Source organism: Alcanivorax profundi, from assembly GCF_003597125.1.
GTDB classification, from domain to species: Bacteria; Pseudomonadota; Gammaproteobacteria; order Pseudomonadales; family Alcanivoracaceae; genus Alcanivorax; species Alcanivorax profundi.
Genome location: NZ_QYYA01000001.1, coordinates 794018 through 812398, shown reverse-complemented (window position 1 = coordinate 812398; position 18381 = coordinate 794018). Strand labels below are relative to the sequence as shown.

Genomic DNA, 18381 nt, shown 5'->3' with positions numbered 1-18381 from the left:
GTTATTGCTGCAACGTCGCCCTGACCGTGGCGGTACCGGAAGAATTTCCCGGGGTCATTTCAAGATTGCTCAATTGAACACCCTTTTCTTGTAGTGATTGCAGCCAGAGAATGGTCTGGCCAGCGGGTTGTTCTTCAAGCTGAATCCTTACAGCACGGGTTCCATCCGGGGAAAAGCCTTTCAAAGTAAGACCATAATCATTGGCGCTGCGGCTCACTTCGCTCACCCAGTTTGCCGGAAGACGCTGACGACTGCCTCCCGTTGCAGCGGCCCGCACAGCGGAAGCATTTGCGGTAATCCAGTTATGGGTTTGCATGTTAGTGACGTATTGGCTTCGAGCAGCATTACGACCATTCACAGCCGGTGCCCAGACGAGCCAATACAACATCACCAGCACCCATACTACCCCAAGGACCTGCAACACCTTTTGTTCTCTGGGCTCACGACTCTGGTACCAATGGACAATCGGTTTCCAGCGCTGGCGAAGCTGATCCTTCCAATCTGCGCTGCTCATCCCGGTTGCTCCACCATAATTCGTGCATTCACACCTTTAGCACCATTGCGGTAATTGGCGATGGACGCTTTTGCGCCCTGCTCATTGATCGCATTCTGAAGACTTTCCAGTTGGCTGTAGTCCTTGGCACCCACATCCAGTAGCAAGGTGTTCTGACGCTGGTCATACTGAAGACGCTTGGGTTCGACCTTGATCTGTTTGAGCACCCGGGCTACCGGCACCAGCAATGGGAAAAAGTCCTGGCCCCCTTCGGCAGAGCCACCGGCTGCGAGCCGGTTCAGACGACCCTGAAACTGCCGATTGAGAGCCGATGACGCCTTGTCGCCGGGAAACAGTTGCTCATAGCGCTGCTTGGCCTGCACCAACGCCGCATCCGCTGCGCTCTGATAACGCCATTGTTGAACCCGAAGCCCCGCCACCGTCAGGATAAAGATCGCTGCCGCCAGGTAAGCCAAGGGTTTCCAAGGCGTCAGGAACCCCGGTGCCCTAGATGCCTTACGGGGAGCCAGCGCTCCGGTGAGCAATTCCTGTCCACGATGGTCACGTAACTGGTCGAATAACGCCGCATTGCCTGCCAGCACGGTGGCATCCTGTAATTGCTCCCCGAACAGCGATTGCATGGCTTCACGCTGATCGTCAGCTACCTGCAAGGCATTTTCACGGTTCGCGGCCAGCAAGGCTTGGCCATCATCAAACTCAAAAACAGCAGGCAGCAATGCCCCAAGCCGTTCCACATCCACCTGCAGGGATACCAGATCCGCCCCAGCGTCCCGGGCGAGAGATACCAGCTCTTCGACCAGCAACCGATCGGTTACCGTAACAAGGTACTCATCCTGATCACCCTTGCGAGAGGCGAACCACAAGTTGTCCGGGGCATCGAGCAGCTGCTCTTCCAACAGGAATGGCAGCACACGCTGCAAATGGCGTGCCTGCTTACGGCTAATGGAAACGTGAGTGAGGTTGGCAAAAGCGGCACCCAACACCAGATGCAGCACCGCACCATCCGTGCGGGCAAAGGCTTGCTCAAGCCCCAGCCCCTCGACTGGCTCCCCGGGCGCAGACTGGAACAGCACGGTGCGCTCTGGTAGCGGCTCGCTACCGGGAACTCCGTGGAGATAAATCAATGCTGTCTGGCTCACGCAGTCAATCCTTGTCGTTATTGTGCTGTCTGGTACTTGTGTAACGGCGACTCATGCCGCAAAGCCCCACTCATAGGTATTGATCAATCGGGTCTTTGTCATCAATCCGCATTGTAAAAGGGATTGCAGGCCGGTTCGAGTGCTGTGAGCAATGGACTGACCTGCCGACTGAACACATCCGTAGTCTCCCCTTGGCCACTGCGACGTCGCAGACGGGTGACCAGGCGACTTAACTGATCATCAATTTCCACATCCACCATCACCTGAAAATACTCACTGCTGACCCCCAGACGACTACTGATATGCTGCTTCACGTCAGCAGCAATGTCATTAAAGGCGGGCAGCGCCATCAATGTGCCTATGTCACTAACAGGTTCATCCTTACGGGCTTCCAGCACGGCCTCGACTGCCGCTTGTCCCGCCAGGTCACCCAGCACGGCATCCAGCACCTGTGGCGACGCGGTGTTCACGTTAAGGGTGGTCCCCACAGGCAAGGCGGTCAACAGCCCCCAGACCATGGCATCCCTTGGCTGATGGATTACCTCGAAACCCAGCAAGGCGCGCAGTTCTGACTCATGGGCAGCTGGCATGTTCGGGGTGCGACTGAGCCGGTATTCTGCATCTTCGGCCCCTTCGGGATCATCAACAATATTGTTACTGTCAAGCCAATCCGCCATCTCCGAGGCCAGGCGAGAACCATTGGCTTCCTGAGGAAAACTCTGGTTAATCAAGCGGGCAAGCTGTCGAATCCCCTCGGGATTACGCTCAAACCCCTGATTCTGAGCGGTAACCAGCCAGTTAAGATTAAAACGCCCCTGGAGATCCTGGACACTGGCACTGAGCATGGCATCGTCATACGGCGTGGGGGGCAGCTGCACCGCCCATTGCTCTTCTACGCAGTCGTCTACCAGTGCGTTGTTGTTCTGGTCATCCTGAAGATCATCAATCAGCCCTTGTTGGGCCACGACTTCCGCTGCCATGGCGTACTGATAGCGTTTATCCCATTGCATCAGGTTATCGGCACGGGTCAGAAACCGGTCCTGGCGAAACAGCACCTCAAGCATCAGGGTCGAGATAATGGCGAACAGCATCAGCACGATAATGAGTGCCATGCCCCGCTGCCCCCGCTTCAAATCCATGGATTCACCACTGTGCGGTAAAAGCGGTGAATGATGTCACCGTCTTCCAGTTCGATTTCGACTTCAATGCTCTTGGGCAACCGCTGTTGCCAGACAGGCTGACTGAGCATGGCCACATCGGGCCACAGTTCAAGCCACTGCCATTCTCCCTGTGGGGTCAGATCCAGGTAGCGTACGGTAAAAGTTTCCACATTTTCGAGCAGCACATCTTCCTGCAGCTCGGTGGCAACATTGGCGTCGAGTACCGGCCAGTAACGGCGATACAACGTGCCCTCCTCCAATGAATACATTACCCGCTGCATCTCACTGCGCTTACGCAAACCAAAGGGGTTCGACCACCCAAGGCGGGTAAATTCCACGTAATTGTCTCGCCCCATAATGGCCGGTTGCGGATCGCCATAGGGATCGCGTACCGGACGGCTGACCAGCTGTTCAAAATCCAGGGTCAGGAAGGTCATGGCCCGCTGGTTGCGTTCCATGATGTCGGCACTTGCGGTGAGTTGATCACGCCCCTGCAGGGCACTGCCAAGGAACGACGCCGCCCACACATAGATAAAGGCAAAAATGGCGATGGTGATCACCATTTCCAGCAGCGTGAACCCTCGTGCTATACGTGCCTGCAACGGCTTCATGAGGCAGGCTTACCGATCAGACTGGCCAGATGGTAGGCCATACCGGCCTTGTCGCCGCCTTCCATCGGCCCCACCTCGATGTCCACCCGTCGGGTATCGGGGTACGGCCCTTCTGACACCTTGGTCAGAATCCACCAATCTTTACCATTACGGGTGACTTCGCTGTCAGATTCGCCGGTAGACGGCCACTGCTGGTAAACCTGCATTTCCACCAACTTGTCGGAGGCAACCAGATACCCCAGGTGGGTTTCGTTGATGTTGGTATAGGCCCGGGCAGACGCCCCAAGGGTTTGCCCCAGCGTGACCATGACCAGGGCCAATATCGAAACGGCAATCAGCACTTCAATCAGGGTAAAGCCCTGCTGGCGGTGCCCGGACAAGGCGTTGAGGTGAATCATTCTTCGTCCTCCTCCCTGTCACGATAGCGAGGACGGTCTTCTTCATCCCTCGGGGGCGCATCCGGATCCAGCAGTCGACCCAGTGCCGTGACCTGCAGCCGCTGCTCCTGATCAAGGTCCTCAATCACCCGTACTGACAGGGTTACAGGGGTTACCTCGCCACTGGGAAAGAAAAAGACCTGAGGAAAATCGTCTTCGTCGTCACCCTGTTCTACGCTTTGCTCCGCTCCGCGATCCTCTTCCCTCTCTTCATCTTCGTCGGCAAGTGTGGAGGTATCCATCATGCGCTCTTCTTCCACCAGAGAGCGGGCCACCTGTTTCAGGGAAACCTGATCGTCTTCAAGGGTATCGAGCTGCCATTCCATCTCCAGCGACGGCGGCAAACTGCGAGGCGCAAGCGAGGTATCGTCCACAGGCAGGAATCTCGCTTCGAGCCGGTCGTAGACCAGCGGCTCCCACCCTGTTCCTTTGAGTCGTAACGCCATCAGCTGCCCGGAGAACAGGCTGCGTTCATTCAGCAGCGCAATGGTGTCCTGTAGCCGGGCACTTTCCTGGTCGAGATAGCTGTCGTTACTGGTCCAATTGCCCTGCGTCGCAATCACGGCAGTCAACAGGCCAACAAGCATCACCACCACCAGAATCTCCAGCAGGGTAAAACCGGCCTGTCTCACTGCCAAAGGCATCTTACTGAACGTCGCGCCAGTTGATGTCGGCATCCGAGCCTTCACCGCCCTCTGCACCATCCGCACCCAGCGACAACAGATCAAACGGACCTTCTACCCCGGGGCTGATGTACTCATAGGGGTTGTTCCAGGCATCTTCGGGGACCTTGGGCAGGTAACCGCCATCAGGCCATTTCCGGGCTGAGGCCGGGCGTTCCACCAGCGCATTGAGACCCTCTTCGCTGGTCGGGTAGCTGCCATTGTTGAACTTGTAAAGATCGAGCTGCTGGACGATCTTGCCCATATTGGCTTTTGTCAGATCCACTTTGGCAGCCTCACCCTGACCGATCACATTCGGCACAATCACCGCTGCCAGCAAACCGATAATGGCAACGACTACCATGATCTCCAGCAGGGTAAAACCCGCCTGGGGTGCCTTGAATCCACGTAATTTCATTCCTTGTCACCTTATCCGGCTATGAGATTGTTCATTTGCATGATCGGTAGCATCACCGACAGCACGATGAGGACCACGACGGAAGCCATCACCAGCAGCATGATCGGACCGAGCAAGCCCACCATCGTGTTCACCGTACTGGTAAGCTCACGTTCCTGGTAATCCGCGGCACGGGTCAGCATGTGATCCAGCTCACCACTGGCCTCGCCACTGGCAATCATCTGCACCAGCATGGGCGGGAAATAGCCACTGGCATCCAGTGCCCGGCTCAGGTTCCCCCCCTCGCGAACCTTGACCGCTGCATGTTTCACCGCATCCCGAATGGCGAGATTGCCTACCACCTGGGCCGCAATAAACAAGGCGTCAACCAGAGGGACGCCTGAGCGCCCGAGGATGCCGAGGGTGCTGGCCAATCTGGCACTGTCTGCCGCTCGCAGCATGGTGCCAACCATGGGCATACTGGCGAGCTTGCGGTGCACACGCAACCGGAAACCCGGCTCTCGCATGGCTCGGCTAAAGACGAACACACCCACAACGATCAACAACACCAGCATCCAGCCCCAGCTGCGAGCGAAATCACTAAGCGTCATGACAATGATCGTCAGCATGGGGAGCGCTTGATCACGGCCTTCAAAGACCGCGACCAGCTTGGGCACAACGAAGGTCATCATCAGCATGATCACGATGCTGGCAAACACCATGATGAAGGCCGGGTAAATCATCGCCTGGGCTACCGACCGTCCCGTGTCGTGGCGGGTTTCCAGGTAGTCGGCAAGTTGCTCCAGCACTTGCTCCAGGTGCCCGCTCTGCTCCCCCGCGGCCACTGTCGCCCGGTACATTTCGGGGAAAGCACGGGGAAAGGATTCGAAACTGCGGGCCAGACTAAAGCCTTCGCGAACCTTGGCCCGCACAGCCAACATGATGCGTTCGATGCGATCGTTGGCGGCCTGTTTGGCCACCGCAGACAGGGCCTGCTCCACCGGCAGACCGGATTTCAGCAGGGTTGCCAACTGGCGAGTCACCAGCGCCTGCTCTGCGCCACTGAGTTTGCCAGAGGAAGAAAAACGGCCAAGCCCGGCTTTGGGAGCCGAGTCCTGGGCTTCGTCGACTTCAATAGGAACCCAACCCTTGTCACGCAGCTGCTGACGCACCTGGCGGGCACTGTCGGCCTCAAGGGTTCCTTTTCTGATTTTGCCCCTGTGATCCAGGGATCGAAATTCAAATGCAGGCATCTGCCGCCCCGTTAGTCTTCCCGGGTGACCCGGAGTACCTCTTCAACGCTGGTCTGCCCGGCCAGTACTTTCCGCCAGCCATCCTCGCGGATACTGGGGGTGAGACTGCGGGCATGGCGTGTGAGTTCCAGTTCGCCTGCCTGGTCATGGATAAGCTGGCGCATGTTCTCGTCAATCAGCACCAGCTCATAAATACCGGTTCGGCCGCGGTAACCGAGGTGATTACAGTGCTCACAACTGCCGGGATGATACAGGGTAACCGTGTCATTCTCTGGCAGCCCCATCATGGCAAGCTCACTGGCAGAGGCTTCGTAGGGCTGTTTGCACTCATCACAGAGCACCCTTACCAAGCGTTGTGCCAGAGCCCCAAGCAAGGAGCTCGAGAGCAGGAAGGGTTCGATGCCCATATCCTGCAACCGTGTCACGGCACCCACCGCCGTATTGGTATGCAGTGTCGACAATACCAGGTGGCCTGTCAGAGAGGCCTGAACCGCAATCTCGGCCGTTTCCAGATCACGGATCTCCCCTACCATGACCACATCAGGATCTTGACGCAGAATTGCCCGCAACCCTCGGGCAAAGGTCATATCGACCTTGGTGTTGACCTGGGTCTGGCCAATCCCTTCCAGCTGGTATTCGATCGGATCTTCCACCGTGAGGATATTGCGTGAGCTGTCGTTGAGTTCGGTAAGCGAGGCATACAGTGTAGTGGTTTTACCGCTACCAGTAGGGCCGGTGACCAAGATAATCCCGTGAGGCTTGTGGATCAGCTCCCGCATCAGACTATCACAGGCTTCGCCCATCCCCAGATGGGAGACCTGCAGACGTCCGGCCTGCTTGTCCAGCAAGCGCAAAACAACCCGTTCACCGTTACTGGAGGGCATGGTAGAAACCCGCACATCCACGTCACGACCACCGATTCTCAATGAAATTCGGCCATCCTGTGGAATCCGTTTTTCAGCGATATCCAGACGGGCCATAACCTTGATGCGCGATACCAACAAGGGCGCCAGCTCACGTTTGGGCGTCAGGACTTCCCGGAGTACACCGTCAACCCGCAGCCGCACCACCAGACGTCGCTCAAACGTCTCAATATGAATATCAGAAGCATCTTCCCGGATTGCCTCTTGCAGCAAGGCATTGATCAGCCGGATGATCGGGGCATCATCCTCCTGTTCAAGCAAGTCGGAGGTTTCGGGTAGTGCATCAGCAAGGCTGGCCAGGTCCAGCCCCTCAAGATCATCCGCAGCCTCTGCCGCAGCACCTCGCTGCTGTTCGTAGGTCAGCGCCATGGCAGCGTTGAAGTCAGCCTCAGTGAGGCGAACCAAGGTCGGCAAGCTGCCAATCTTACGTTGGATTTCGGACAGCGCAGTCACCGGCATGTCGTCACGGCAACACAGCTCTCTCTTGCCGTCCCGCTCACGCAACAGCACCCCGAACCGTTTGGCATATCCATAGGGCAGCAAGTACGGTGCCTGTGGCTCGCTCACCGCGGGTTCATTCTGCAGGGATTCTGCTGCGTCCGACATCAGTATTTGTCCATTAGATTCACGATGACTTCCCGTGTCTGGGGGCTCAGATCAACGAACTGGAAGCCTACCTGATATTCCCCCGGGGCATCCAGATTCTCTGCCCAGACGGGCCGGGCGTCAAAACTCACCGTATTGACGCCCGCAATCTGATCCGGCAATACCATACCCAGCTGAAGGTTCTCACCGGCAGGCAAGTCCCGGCGGGTAAACAGCTTGAAACCGTCCACGCTCAGGTTCATCAGACGGCCCACATTGCCCCCGGTGCTCCGATCAAAGACCACCATCTCGCGGAACAATTTCTTGCGCGGATTACGGCGGTGGTCTTTTCGGGTATCACGCACTTCGTTCTCATCATCCGATTTGCGGATAACCAGAACCAGTCCGGTAAAATTGCCATAATCATCGTTGATAGCATTGCCTCGCAGAGTAAGCGCTACCAGGCCATCACGGTCATGGGCATAGAGGCTGTGCTCATTTTTCCAGCTTTCGCCCTTTTCGCAGGCAAGCCTTACAGGGGAATCCTTCCATTCCCAACGGGGCTTGCCGGTATCGTCATTGAACAGGGTCGCCGCGAGATCTTCACCCACAAGGTCATCCCTCTGACGACTCAACAGCGCACACGCGGCTTCATTGCAGAAGGTAATGCGCCCACGGGCATCCGCACCGACCAACGCCTCACCGAGGGCATGTAACAAACGCTCGTTTTCGTCCTTGAGGCGTTTCATCTGAACCACAGCCTGCTGCAGCTTCTTGCGCTGCCGATCCAGTTCAAGAAATACATTTACCTTGGCTTCCAGGATTTTCTGATCAATAGGCTTGAACAGGTAATCCACAGCACCGCATTCATATCCTTTAAATACGTACTTCTGTTCTTTGGAAATCGCCGTAACAAAGATGATCGGCAGATTGCGCGTTTTCTTGTTCTTGCGCATTAATTCCGCCACTTCGAAGCCGTCCATTTCCGGCATCTGTACATCAAGCAGCACCAGAGCAAAATCATGCTTAAGGGCTAGCGAAAGCGCCTCATTACCTGACTGCGCCATTATGAGATTTCTGCCATCCCCATCCAGAATGGCCTCCAGGGCAATCAGGTTTTCCCTGTGATCATCCACAACCAAAATGTTCTGTTTCATTGGTTTACTACCCTGCAACCTTTTCAGCCAAAAATGGGCCAATTGCTTCGAGATCAAGCACCCTTGAAACCGCACCTGTTTTTACTGCCGATTCGGGCATTGTCGGTGCTTCAGCACTTACTGACGACTGGGCTATGGTATAGCCACCGCGCCGATGTATATATTCAATCCCGGCAGCGCCATCTTCATTAGCCCCGGTCAGGATGACTGCTGCAAGATGCCGACCGTATACCGCCCCCGCGGAAAAAAACAGTTCATCAACAGCAGGCCGTGAAAAGTGTACGGGCCGACCAACAGAAAAGGCCAGCGTTTCGTCCTCATTCACGAGCATATGATACCCCGGGGGAGCGACATAAACGTGGCCCGGGAGAATAACCTCCTTGTCTTCAGGCGCAATTACCGGCAGCGCACAATAGCGGGCCAACAACCAGGGCAGACGGTTCTCCGCACTCGCATGCTGGTGCTGTACCAGTAAAATGGCAGCGGGAAACCGGGACGGCAAGGCGGACAGAATCTGGGTATAGGCATTCAATCCTCCCCATGAAGCGCCCATCACGATTGCCTTTACTGGCCCCATCTGCTCTATCACGATGTGGTGTCATCGCCTCCACTGCGCGGAGTCTTGCCAGCCTCATAGGCTGCCCGGTGTGCCTGCGCCTGCTTCAATTTTTCCTGCAGCTCCTTACGTTGACGGTCCAGACCAAGAAAAAAATCAACCTTGCTCTTGAGGATAAGGGGGTCAAGTGGCTTAAACAGATAGTCCACAGCACCGGCCTGATAGCCCTTGAAAACATATTTCTTTTCCTTGCTGATGGCAGTCACAAAGATAATCGGTATCGTCTGGGTGTCTTTTCGCTGACGCATAAGCTCCGCCACCTCAAATCCATCCATACCCGGCATCTGTACATCCAGCAAAACAAGTGAAATATCTTCCTTGAGCAGAATCTTGAGTGCTTCCTGGCCTGAGTGGGCCTTTATCAGCGTACGGCCTTCCCCTTCCAGAATCGCTTCCAGCGATACCAGATTGGCAGGTTGGTCATCCACTAATAGCAGTTTCTGCTCGATCATTACCTTTCTCTAATCATTGCAAATGTTGGAGTTGACGCTTGCGGAAAATCCGCAAGGATGTGTTTATCACATCGAATGCCTCTTCTTCCCCGGTAAACCGCAAGCTTTCCTTGGTGCCGAGACACAGGTAGCCGCCCAGATCGAGGCTTTCGCTGAACAATCGTATTACCCGGCCCTGCAAGGCACGGTCAAAATAGATCAAGACATTGCGACACAGAATGACGTGCATTTCGCCAAACACTTGGTCCGTAGCGAGATCATGGTCCGCGAAGACGATGTTGCGTTTCAGGCGCTGGTCCATAATCACGCTGTCATAGCGAGCGGTGAAGTAGTCCGATAATGAATGCCGGCCACCAGCGCGCCGGTAATTATCACCGTACTGTTTTACTGCTTCGATTGAATAAATTCCCTTCTTGGCAGCGGCCAGTACATTCTTGTCAATGTCCGTCGCGTATATCATGGCCCTGTCATACAGCCCTTCTTCTTCAAGAAGGATAGCCATGGAATAGATTTCTTCGCCTGTCGAGCAGCCCGCATGCCAGATTTTGATGAACGGAAACGTTTTCAGCACCGGCACAACGTCTTCCCGAAAGGCACGGTAAAACTCCGGATCACGGTACATTTCCGTGACATTAACAGTCAGGTCGTTGAGGAGCGTCACAAAGAATGGCCGGTCCCTTAATACCTTGTCGGTCATTTCCATGATCGATGAGAGTCCGGACATGGTAAGCCGGTGCAGGACGCGTCGACGCAGAGACGCTTTGCTGTATGAGCGGAAGTCATAGCCGTACATCTGGAAGATCGCTTCCAGCAGCAGGCGGATTTCGATGTCTTCAACATCGATATCCTCGTCCGTAATGGGCAGATGCTCCGCCATTGTCTACTCCCGCAAGCTACTTATGCAGCCAGACACGCAGCAAAGAAGTCAATTTCGTCATATCAATGGGTTTGGAGCAGTAATCATTCGCTCCCGCATCAATACATTTAGCACGATCGTCCTTCATTGCCTTGGCCGTAAGGGCCAGAATTGGCAATTTCTTGAATCTCGCCTGATCACGAATATGACCCATGGCCTCATAGCCGTCCATCTCGGGCATCATGATATCCATCAGCACGATATCGATATCAGGATTGGCATCCAGCGCCTCCAGGGATTCTCGCCCATTATTGGCGATGGTGATGTCAAAGCCCAGTTCCTCTAGCTGAGCGGAAAGCGCATAAATATTGCGCATGTCATCATCCACCAGCAGCAGTTGCTTACCTTCGAAAATATCATCCCGGTGATCGATACTCTCAGCGGCCGGTCGCCTGGCAGACGGTAGGGTCGACTCCAGCCAGTGCAAGAATAGAGATGCTTCATTAAGCAGGCGCTCATGGGAGCGCTCCGTCTTAAGAATGATGCGATCAGCATGCTTGCGCAGCCGTGCTTCTTCCTCACGTGTAAGGTCCTTGCCTGTATAGATAACCACAGGGACGCTATCGTATTCGTCGCTGCCATTCACGGTTTCAAGCAGTTCAAAACCACTCATGTCAGGCAAGGTAAGATCGAGGATCATGCAGTCAAAAACTGTCTCGCGCAGCGCTTCCAGCGCCTCCTGACCACTGGTGGCGGCAGTAATTTCCACCCCTTTCTGATCAAACAGTTCGCGGATGCTCTCATGCTGGATTTCACTGTCTTCAACCACCAGTAAACGACGCACATTTTTTTCAATCGCGCCTTCAATTTTGGCGAACGCGGCGAGAATATCATTCTGGTTAACTGGCTTGGTCAGCAAATCGAGCGCACCAAGATCAAGCGCTTTTTTGCGCTCGTCACGACCGGACAGGAAGTGCACCGGAATATCCTGAGTGCGGGGATCCGCCTTCAATGCCTCCATGACCTCCCAGCCATCAATGCCAGGCAGGCCAATATCGAGGATAATGGCACTGGGGCGGTAATGGCTGGCGTAATCCAGACCGGCCTCTCCGTCATGGCACACATGAGCCTCCAACCCGTAGTCAGCAGCAAGGTCCACCAGAACACTGGAGAATTCGATATCGTCTTCGACAATCAGGACCGTTTTCTCACGCACTACGAAGTCATCATCTGCCTCACCCATCGGCACCATAGACGCGGTGTGGGCCTCGGCATTGTCGCCGATGTCCGCGTCATCGCCATTCTCGGTAGTGACCAAGGACTCCGCCGAGCCTTCAGGGATGAAAAGCATGAAGGTTGAACCGGTACCCTCTCCTTCACTGTACAAGCTGATTTCTCCCCCCAGCAGGCGCGCAAGCTCACGGGATATAGTCAGGCCAAGGCCTGTGCCACCGTACTTACGGCTGGTGGTACCATCTGCTTGCTGGAATGCTTCGAAGATAAGCTTCTGCTTGTCCTCAGGGATACCCGCCCCCGTATCTGTTACCGCAAACCTGAGAGTTTCGGCCGGATTCAGGCTTCTTGAAGGCAGGGTGTCGCCCTCAACGGGACGGGTAATACTGAAGGTTACCGAACCATGCTCAGTGAACTTGAGGGCGTTGGAGAGCAGATTCTTGATGATCTGTTCCAACCGTTGTCGGTCAGTATAAAAATGGCTGGGGAGATTTTCCCCAAGTTCCACATGGAAATCCAACCCGCGACTTTCAGCCACGTGGGCGAAATGGCGGCGGAAATGTTCGCCGATTTCGGTGGGTGACAAGTCATCAATCACCACGTCCATCTTGCCTTCTTCGATCTTTGAAATATCGAGGATGTCGTTGATCAGGCTGAGCAGGTCGGCGCCCGCAGAGTGAATTACCTGAGCGTGCTCAATTTGCTTCTCTTCCAGATTCCCTTTCTTGTTCTGGCTCAGTGCATTGGAAAGAATCAGGATCGAGTTGAGCGGCGTACGCAGCTCATGGCTCATGGTAGAAAGGAATTCAGATTTGTACTTGGAGGACAGCTCCAGCTCTCTGATCTTGTCTTCCAGTTCATGGCGCAGCAGCTCCAGCTCATCATTTTTCTGCGCCATTTCTGTCTTTTGCTCTGTCAACAATCTCGCCTGGGCTTCCAGTTCTTCATTGGTGACACGAAGTTCTTCCTGTTGGGCTTGCAAGCTCTCTTCAGAGGCACGAAGTGCCTGGGTTTGGGACTCGAGCTCTTCGTTTATCGCCTTCAGCTCCTCCTGTTGTTGCTGCAAGCGCGATTCTGATGCGGCCAGTTCCATGGCCTGCTCTTCCAGATCGGTATTGACCTGCGCCATTTCCTCTTTCTGTTTCTCGAGGGCCTCAGCTTGTTCACGTGTCTGCTCGAGCATTTCACCGAGTTTCACTCGGCTCAACACGCTGCTTACAGAAATTGCGATCACCTCGGAGCACTGTTCAAGAAAGGCAAGATCATCATTGCTGAAGGTGCGGAAAGCACCGATCTCGAGCACACCTTTCAATTCTTCTTCGTGCACGACAGGCATGACAATCACATTGCTGGCCTGCCCTTTGCCGGTTCCAGAAGCGATACTGATATAATCATCAGGAACGGATTCCAGCAGAATTGTCTTACGCTCTAGCCCCGCCTGGCCAACCAGAGATTCGCCAAGCCGAAACTGGTTAGCCAGATGTTTACGGCGTTGCATTGCATAGGAGCTACTCAGGCTTAACTGCTGAGCATCGGGATCGAAACTGTAAAAGGCGCCGACTTGAGCCTCCAGTACAGGCACTAAAAAGCTGAGCATGTTGTTGCCCAGCTGCTGGTAACTCATCTCACCGCGCATACGGTTGTTGAGCTCCGCCAGATGGTTCTTGATGGTTTCCTGGCGTCGGTCTTCCTGGTTGCGTATAACCAGTGCATCGCGCATTTTTCGGATGGCGTTGAGTAGCAAACCGGTCTCATCACGGCCACCCTCTCTGATCTCGGTATCCCATTTGCCATCGGCAATGTGGTCTGCGGCAATCACAGCCCCCTCTAGCGGGCGGGTAATGGATCGGGTAACGCGCAAGGCAATCAACGCAAGCATGACAAAAGAAATTGCACCGAGAAGAAGACCAATTTTCTGGGTGCCAAGATTGTCCGCCCGACTGGTATTCAGGGTCTCACGAAAAGCGGAATAGCGTTGCCCCTCAAAAGCTTTTTGTTCCGCCTCGTAATCATCCTGTAATTGCCGAACCTGAGTAATGCGCTGGTAGAGATCATCACCGGCGCCATCCCCTTCAATGAGGGCTTTTGCCAATTCCCCTGCCTCATCAATGTATGACTTGAAGCTACGCTGAAGGCGGTCAACGCTACCGGCAAGTTCGGAATCAGTCGCCCGGATGGCATCAAGCCGGCGCAGGAATTCGCTGGCCCGACTCCGTGCTTCCTGTAATAAATCCGGGTCTGCCTGGCTGATGGCAGCGATAAAGGACTCACTGATGGCAATGAAGTCCACGTTATTGGCATTCACCAGCTCGAGGACAGGGAAATCCTGTTTTTCTATGCGTTTGAGGTTATTGATATTCGTTTCAGCGATATAAAAGCTGTAAACGGCATAGACCAGAAATAACGCAATACCCAGTCCGGCTACAGACAAAATCTTCAGCCGCACGGACAGGTTCTGGAACCAGTTCATCAGAGAGCCCTCTTGCCTTTCCGGCTTTTTGTTTTCAGTGCCCTGCAAAAGGGCTAAGACAAAAGAATGAGGCTAACAGAAACCGGACCAATGCGGCAATAAAGCCCATTAACAAGAAGGCCCATCTGCTTGATTTCACAGGATTAACGGTTGGGAGGATAACGGGAGTTGGTGCCCGGGGCGGGACTTGAACCCGCACGACCAAAGGTCAACGGATTTTAAGTCCGTTGCGTCTACCAATTTCGCCACCCGGGCGGTGACCGTGCAGGTCGATGATTGGAGGCGCGGGTCGGAATCGAACCGGCGTACACGGAGTTGCAGTCCGCTGCATAACCACTCTGCCACCGCGCCTTAAACTGTCTACCAAGAAAAAACCTCGGCAACGCCGAGGTTCTCTGGAATCTGGAGCGGGAAACGAGATTCGAACTCGCGACCCCGACCTTGGCAAGGTCGTGCTCTACCAACTGAGCTATTCCCGCATTGTGCGACAAGACTGACGTAACACTGTGCCTCGTTGCGGTGAAGAATTCTACCCATCCGCCTTATAGTGTCAACCCGCGAAATGGCATTTTTTCTGGTTTTTCAGGACTTTGACTGACTTTTGAGCAATTCTGGTGCTGCAGCACGCAGATACGCAAGCATGGACCACAGGGTCAATGCCGTAGCAAGATAAAGCAGGCCGTAGCTCAACCACAACCAGGGGGTCATCACAATATCTCCCGCCAGATCGAAACCCGGTTTCTGTGCCAGCAGCAAGGTAATGGCTGTCATTTGTGTCACCGTCTTGATCTTTCCAAGCTGGCTGACCGCAACCCGGGAACGCTTCCCAAGCTCTGCCATCCACTCACGCAGCGCAGAGACAGTAATTTCGCGTGACACAATCACCATCGCCGGCACGGCCAGCCATGCAGTGGCATGCACCTGTACCAGCATGACCAGCGCAACTGCAACGATGAGCTTGTCAGCTACAGGATCCAGGAAGGCGCCAAACGGGCTGGTCTGGTTCAGTTTGCGCGCGAGATAGCCATCCAGCCAGTCGGTGATGCCCGCGGCCAGAAACAGTAACGCCGCACAAAGGTCACTCCACTTGAACGGAAGGTAGAACACCAGCACCAGGACGGGAATTGCCACCACACGAATCAGGGTAAGGATATTGGGCAAATTCAGGACCGGGTTCTTCTGCTGCATGTGACCTACCGCTTGTGGACTAAGCGAACAGTATAACGAAAAGCAGCACGTCCCTCATGGGAGATTTTTTGTTGCCAAAGATATCCGGGCTCAAACAAGGCGCTATTCATGTAACCAGTCATAAATCTGTTGCGCCAGCTGGGTATTCACCCCCGGCACCCTGGCAAGCTCCGTCGCCGAGGCGTTCCTTAGCTGCTTTAGTCCGCCAAAGTGGGTTAGCAAGGCCTTGCGTCGCTTCGGTCCGATACCAGGAATTTCATCAAGAGAGGATTGCTTGCGGGCCTTGCCGCGGCGGGCCCGGTGCCCGGTGAGTGCGAAGCGGTGAGCCTCATCCCTTACCTGCTGGAGCAAATGCAGCGCAGAATGCGAAGGCCCCGGGGTGAACTCGCGACCATCAGGTAGGTACAAGACCTCAAACCCCGGCCGGCGGCTGGGACCTTTGCCAATTCCCATCACCCGGATTCTCCCTTGCAGACCCAGCTCTCCCATCACGTCCCATGCTCGCTGCATCTGTCCTTTGCCACCATCAATGAGCAGCAGGTCAGGTAGCCTGCCCTCCTCTTTCAGCCTACGTTGGTAGCGCCGGCGCACCGCTTCCTCGATGGCAGCATAATCGTCCCCGGCCTGATCCGGGCTGACATTGAAGTGGCGATAATCCGTTTTCCTGGCCCCTTGCTGATCAAACACGACACAGGAGGCCACCGCTTTTTCACCCTGGGTATGGCTGATGTCAAAACACTCAATACGGCGCACAGGCTCTTGCGCCTCCAGAAGGCTTTCCAGCGCCAGAAAGCGAGACTCCATATGCTCCCGGGCAGCCAGCTCTGTAGCGAGCGACTGCTGGGCGTTGGTGGTAGCCATCTGCAACCATGCCGCCCGCTCACCGCGCACCTTCCAGGCCAGCCGCACCTTGCGCCCCCACTGTTCGGTCAGCGCCTCCTGCAGCACTGGCGCCCCCTCAACAGGCAGCGTCAACAGGATTTCCTGGGGTTTGACCGGGTCTTCGCGATCCCCCAGATAGTACTGGGACAGAAAGGCTTCGAGGATTTCAGGCAGCGCTTCCTCTCCGCGGGTATCTGGCCGGAAATTACGGTGCCCCAGTATCCGCCCGCCCCGAATCATCAACACATCCAGCACCGCCAGTCCGTGCCGACCCTCGATGGCTACCACATCCAGATCACCCTGCCCGGTCTCCGCCACCTGCTTTTGCTGTACCGCCTGAATGGCCGCCAGTTTGTCTCGCAACAGCGCGGCTTTCTCAAAGGCCAGCCCGGCGGCGGCGGCTTCCATTTGCGCACTGAGCGTGTCAACGACTTCGCGACTCCGGCCATCCAGAAAATCCCGCGCCATACGCACCTGTCCGGCATAGTCCTCTGGCGAGACCAGCCCCACACAGGGAGCAGTGCAACGGTTGATCTGGTGCTGAAGGCACGGGCGGGTACGATTGCGGAAATAACTGTCAGAGCAATTGCGGACCTGGAAGACCTTTTCTACCAGTGAAAGTGCCTCGCGCACCGCTCCGCCACTGGGGTAAGGGCCAAAGTAATCGCTTCCCTTGCGGCGCGTTCCTCGATGGAAGGTAATGCGCGGGTACGTATCCGCACTGGTAATGCGGATGTACGGGTAGCTCTTATCGTCCCGTAGCAGAATGTTATAGGGGGGGCGGATCGACTTGATCAGAGACTGTTCCAGCAACAGGGCTTCTGCCTCGCTACGGGTAACTGTGGTCTGCACATCAGCGATACGGGCGACCATGGCGCGTGTTTTGACGCTGCTGACGTTCTTCTGGAAATAACTGCTCAGGCGAGCCTGCAGGTTTCTCGCCTTTCCCACATAGAGCACCTGCTCCTCAGCGTCCAGCATGCGATACACACCCGGCTTGCGGGCGCAATGCTGAAGAAAGTGTTTGGAATCAAAGTCTGGCAATGGAGCTGTCCCTGTGATCAAGACGAGCAATTGTAACAGTGACAGCCCCGAGTCGCTTTAGCTCGCTTGCGTTTCTACCGCATCAAGCATTCCATGGCGGACAGCAAGAAGGGCCATTTCCACATCACTGGAGACACCCAGTTTGTCGAAAATGCGATAACGGTAGGTGTTTACGGTCTTGGGCGAGAGGCATAGCTTGTCTGCCACATCCTGCACCTTATGGCAGTTCACGATCATCATCATGATCTGCAATTCTCTCTCGGACAGCATGTCGAGCAGCGTGGCCTCCTCTCCCACATAGGGTTTGAGTGCCATCGCCTGGGCAATTTCCGGGCTGATATAGCGCTGCCCGCTAATTACGACCTTGATTGCCCTGACCATTTCCTCAAGATCAGCCCCCTTTGTCATGTAGCCAGCAGCGCCCGCTTTCATGAGCCGCGAAGGGAATGGCTCCTCTTCACACATGGTGACAGCAATAACACGAACCCCATCATCAATACGCAATAACTTGCGCGTGGCTTCCAGGCCACCGATCCCCGGCATCTTGATGTCCATCAGTACAACATCCGGACAGGCATCCCGGGTTAACTGTAGGGCTTCTTCACCGGAGCACGCTTCACCCACAACTTTGATACCCTCTACTTCGTCCAGCATTCTTGCGATGCCGGTACGAACGAGATCATGGTCATCCACTACCAATACTTTGATCATTCTATCTTCCCCAGGGCAATTCCTTTGCCCACTCAATCTCGTGACAGGTAACGCCCGAGCATAGCGATGATTGCCAGCAGAGAACAGGAAA

The 18381-nt window shown here is 55.2% G+C and carries 17 protein-coding genes and 3 tRNA genes; all 20 read right to left on the bottom strand.

Translation table 11 applies throughout. The features are described from left to right. Position 1 precedes the first annotated feature (1 nt). Positions 2-514, bottom strand: coding sequence for a type II secretion system protein M (locus tag D4A39_RS03840; protein WP_022984099.1), 513 nt, complete (start codon positions 512-514; stop codon positions 2-4). Further along, positions 511-1653 carry a type II secretion system protein GspL gene (gene gspL, locus D4A39_RS03835; protein WP_119917517.1) on the bottom strand — a complete coding sequence of 381 codons (1143 nt, stop codon included), beginning with the start codon at positions 1651-1653 and terminating at the stop codon, positions 511-513. The genes D4A39_RS03840 and gspL overlap by 4 nt, the downstream gene beginning before the upstream one ends. Before the next feature lie 101 nt (positions 1654-1754). Beyond that, the gene (gene gspK, locus D4A39_RS03830) at positions 1755-2792 is read right to left on the bottom strand and encodes a type II secretion system minor pseudopilin GspK (protein ID WP_022984097.1); all 1038 of its coding nucleotides are present in this window, start codon (positions 2790-2792) and stop codon (positions 1755-1757) included. Beyond that, positions 2783-3424: a type II secretion system minor pseudopilin GspJ gene (gspJ, locus tag D4A39_RS03825; RefSeq protein ID WP_022984096.1), complete on the bottom strand. Its 642-nt coding sequence runs from the start codon at positions 3422-3424 to the stop codon at positions 2783-2785. Before gspJ ends, gspK begins: the two co-directional genes overlap by 10 nt. Continuing rightward, entirely contained in the window at positions 3421-3822 is a 402-nt protein-coding gene (gene gspI / locus D4A39_RS03820; protein ID WP_022984095.1) for a type II secretion system minor pseudopilin GspI, read from the bottom strand. The genes gspJ and gspI overlap by 4 nt, the downstream gene beginning before the upstream one ends. Continuing rightward, the gene (gene gspH, locus D4A39_RS03815; protein WP_233552398.1) at positions 3819-4538 is read right to left on the bottom strand and encodes a type II secretion system minor pseudopilin GspH; all 720 of its coding nucleotides are present in this window, start codon (positions 4536-4538) and stop codon (positions 3819-3821) included. Before gspH ends, gspI begins: the two co-directional genes overlap by 4 nt. After that, entirely contained in the window at positions 4507-4941 is a 435-nt protein-coding gene (gene gspG, locus D4A39_RS03810; RefSeq protein WP_022984093.1) for a type II secretion system major pseudopilin GspG, read from the bottom strand. Before gspG ends, gspH begins: the two co-directional genes overlap by 32 nt. 11 nt (positions 4942-4952) lie before the next feature. Further along, on the bottom strand, positions 4953-6173 hold the full coding sequence (gspF, locus tag D4A39_RS03805; RefSeq protein ID WP_022984092.1) for a type II secretion system inner membrane protein GspF: 1221 nt from the start codon (positions 6171-6173) through the stop codon (positions 4953-4955). A gap of 11 nt (positions 6174-6184) precedes the next feature. Beyond that, positions 6185-7702: a type II secretion system ATPase GspE gene (gspE, locus tag D4A39_RS03800; protein ID WP_119917515.1), complete on the bottom strand. Its 1518-nt coding sequence runs from the start codon at positions 7700-7702 to the stop codon at positions 6185-6187. Then, positions 7702-8838, bottom strand: a complete 1137-nt coding sequence (locus D4A39_RS03795) for a response regulator (protein WP_022984090.1) — start codon at positions 8836-8838, stop codon at positions 7702-7704. Before D4A39_RS03795 ends, gspE begins: the two co-directional genes overlap by 1 nt. Before the next feature lie 7 nt (positions 8839-8845). Then, positions 8846-9427: a chemotaxis protein CheB gene (locus D4A39_RS03790; protein ID WP_233552397.1), complete on the bottom strand. Its 582-nt coding sequence runs from the start codon at positions 9425-9427 to the stop codon at positions 8846-8848. Then, positions 9424-9906 carry a response regulator gene (locus tag D4A39_RS03785; protein WP_022984088.1) on the bottom strand — a complete coding sequence of 161 codons (483 nt, stop codon included), beginning with the start codon at positions 9904-9906 and terminating at the stop codon, positions 9424-9426. The genes D4A39_RS03790 and D4A39_RS03785 overlap by 4 nt, the downstream gene beginning before the upstream one ends. Positions 9907-9919: 13 nt before the next feature. Beyond that, positions 9920-10783 (bottom strand): CheR family methyltransferase, encoded by an 864-nt coding sequence (locus D4A39_RS03780; protein WP_022984087.1) that lies wholly within the window; start codon positions 10781-10783, stop codon positions 9920-9922. Between the two features lie 16 nt (positions 10784-10799). Then, the gene (locus D4A39_RS03775; protein ID WP_022984086.1) at positions 10800-14465 is read right to left on the bottom strand and encodes a response regulator; all 3666 of its coding nucleotides are present in this window, start codon (positions 14463-14465) and stop codon (positions 10800-10802) included. 169 nt (positions 14466-14634) lie between these two features. Next, a tRNA-Leu gene (locus tag D4A39_RS03770) sits at positions 14635-14720 on the bottom strand. Between the two features lie 22 nt (positions 14721-14742). Next, positions 14743-14816, bottom strand: a tRNA-Cys gene (locus D4A39_RS03765). 52 nt (positions 14817-14868) lie between these two features. Further along, a tRNA-Gly gene (locus tag D4A39_RS03760) sits at positions 14869-14944 on the bottom strand. A 103-nt stretch (positions 14945-15047) separates the two neighbouring features. Beyond that, the gene (pgsA, locus tag D4A39_RS03755; RefSeq protein WP_022984085.1) at positions 15048-15653 is read right to left on the bottom strand and encodes a CDP-diacylglycerol--glycerol-3-phosphate 3-phosphatidyltransferase; all 606 of its coding nucleotides are present in this window, start codon (positions 15651-15653) and stop codon (positions 15048-15050) included. Between the two features lie 102 nt (positions 15654-15755). Further along, positions 15756-17579 carry an excinuclease ABC subunit UvrC gene (gene uvrC, locus D4A39_RS03750; RefSeq protein WP_022984084.1) on the bottom strand — a complete coding sequence of 608 codons (1824 nt, stop codon included), beginning with the start codon at positions 17577-17579 and terminating at the stop codon, positions 15756-15758. A gap of 57 nt (positions 17580-17636) precedes the next feature. Continuing rightward, positions 17637-18290: a UvrY/SirA/GacA family response regulator transcription factor gene (uvrY, locus tag D4A39_RS03745; protein WP_022984083.1), complete on the bottom strand. Its 654-nt coding sequence runs from the start codon at positions 18288-18290 to the stop codon at positions 17637-17639. Positions 18291-18381: the final 91 nt, after the last annotated feature.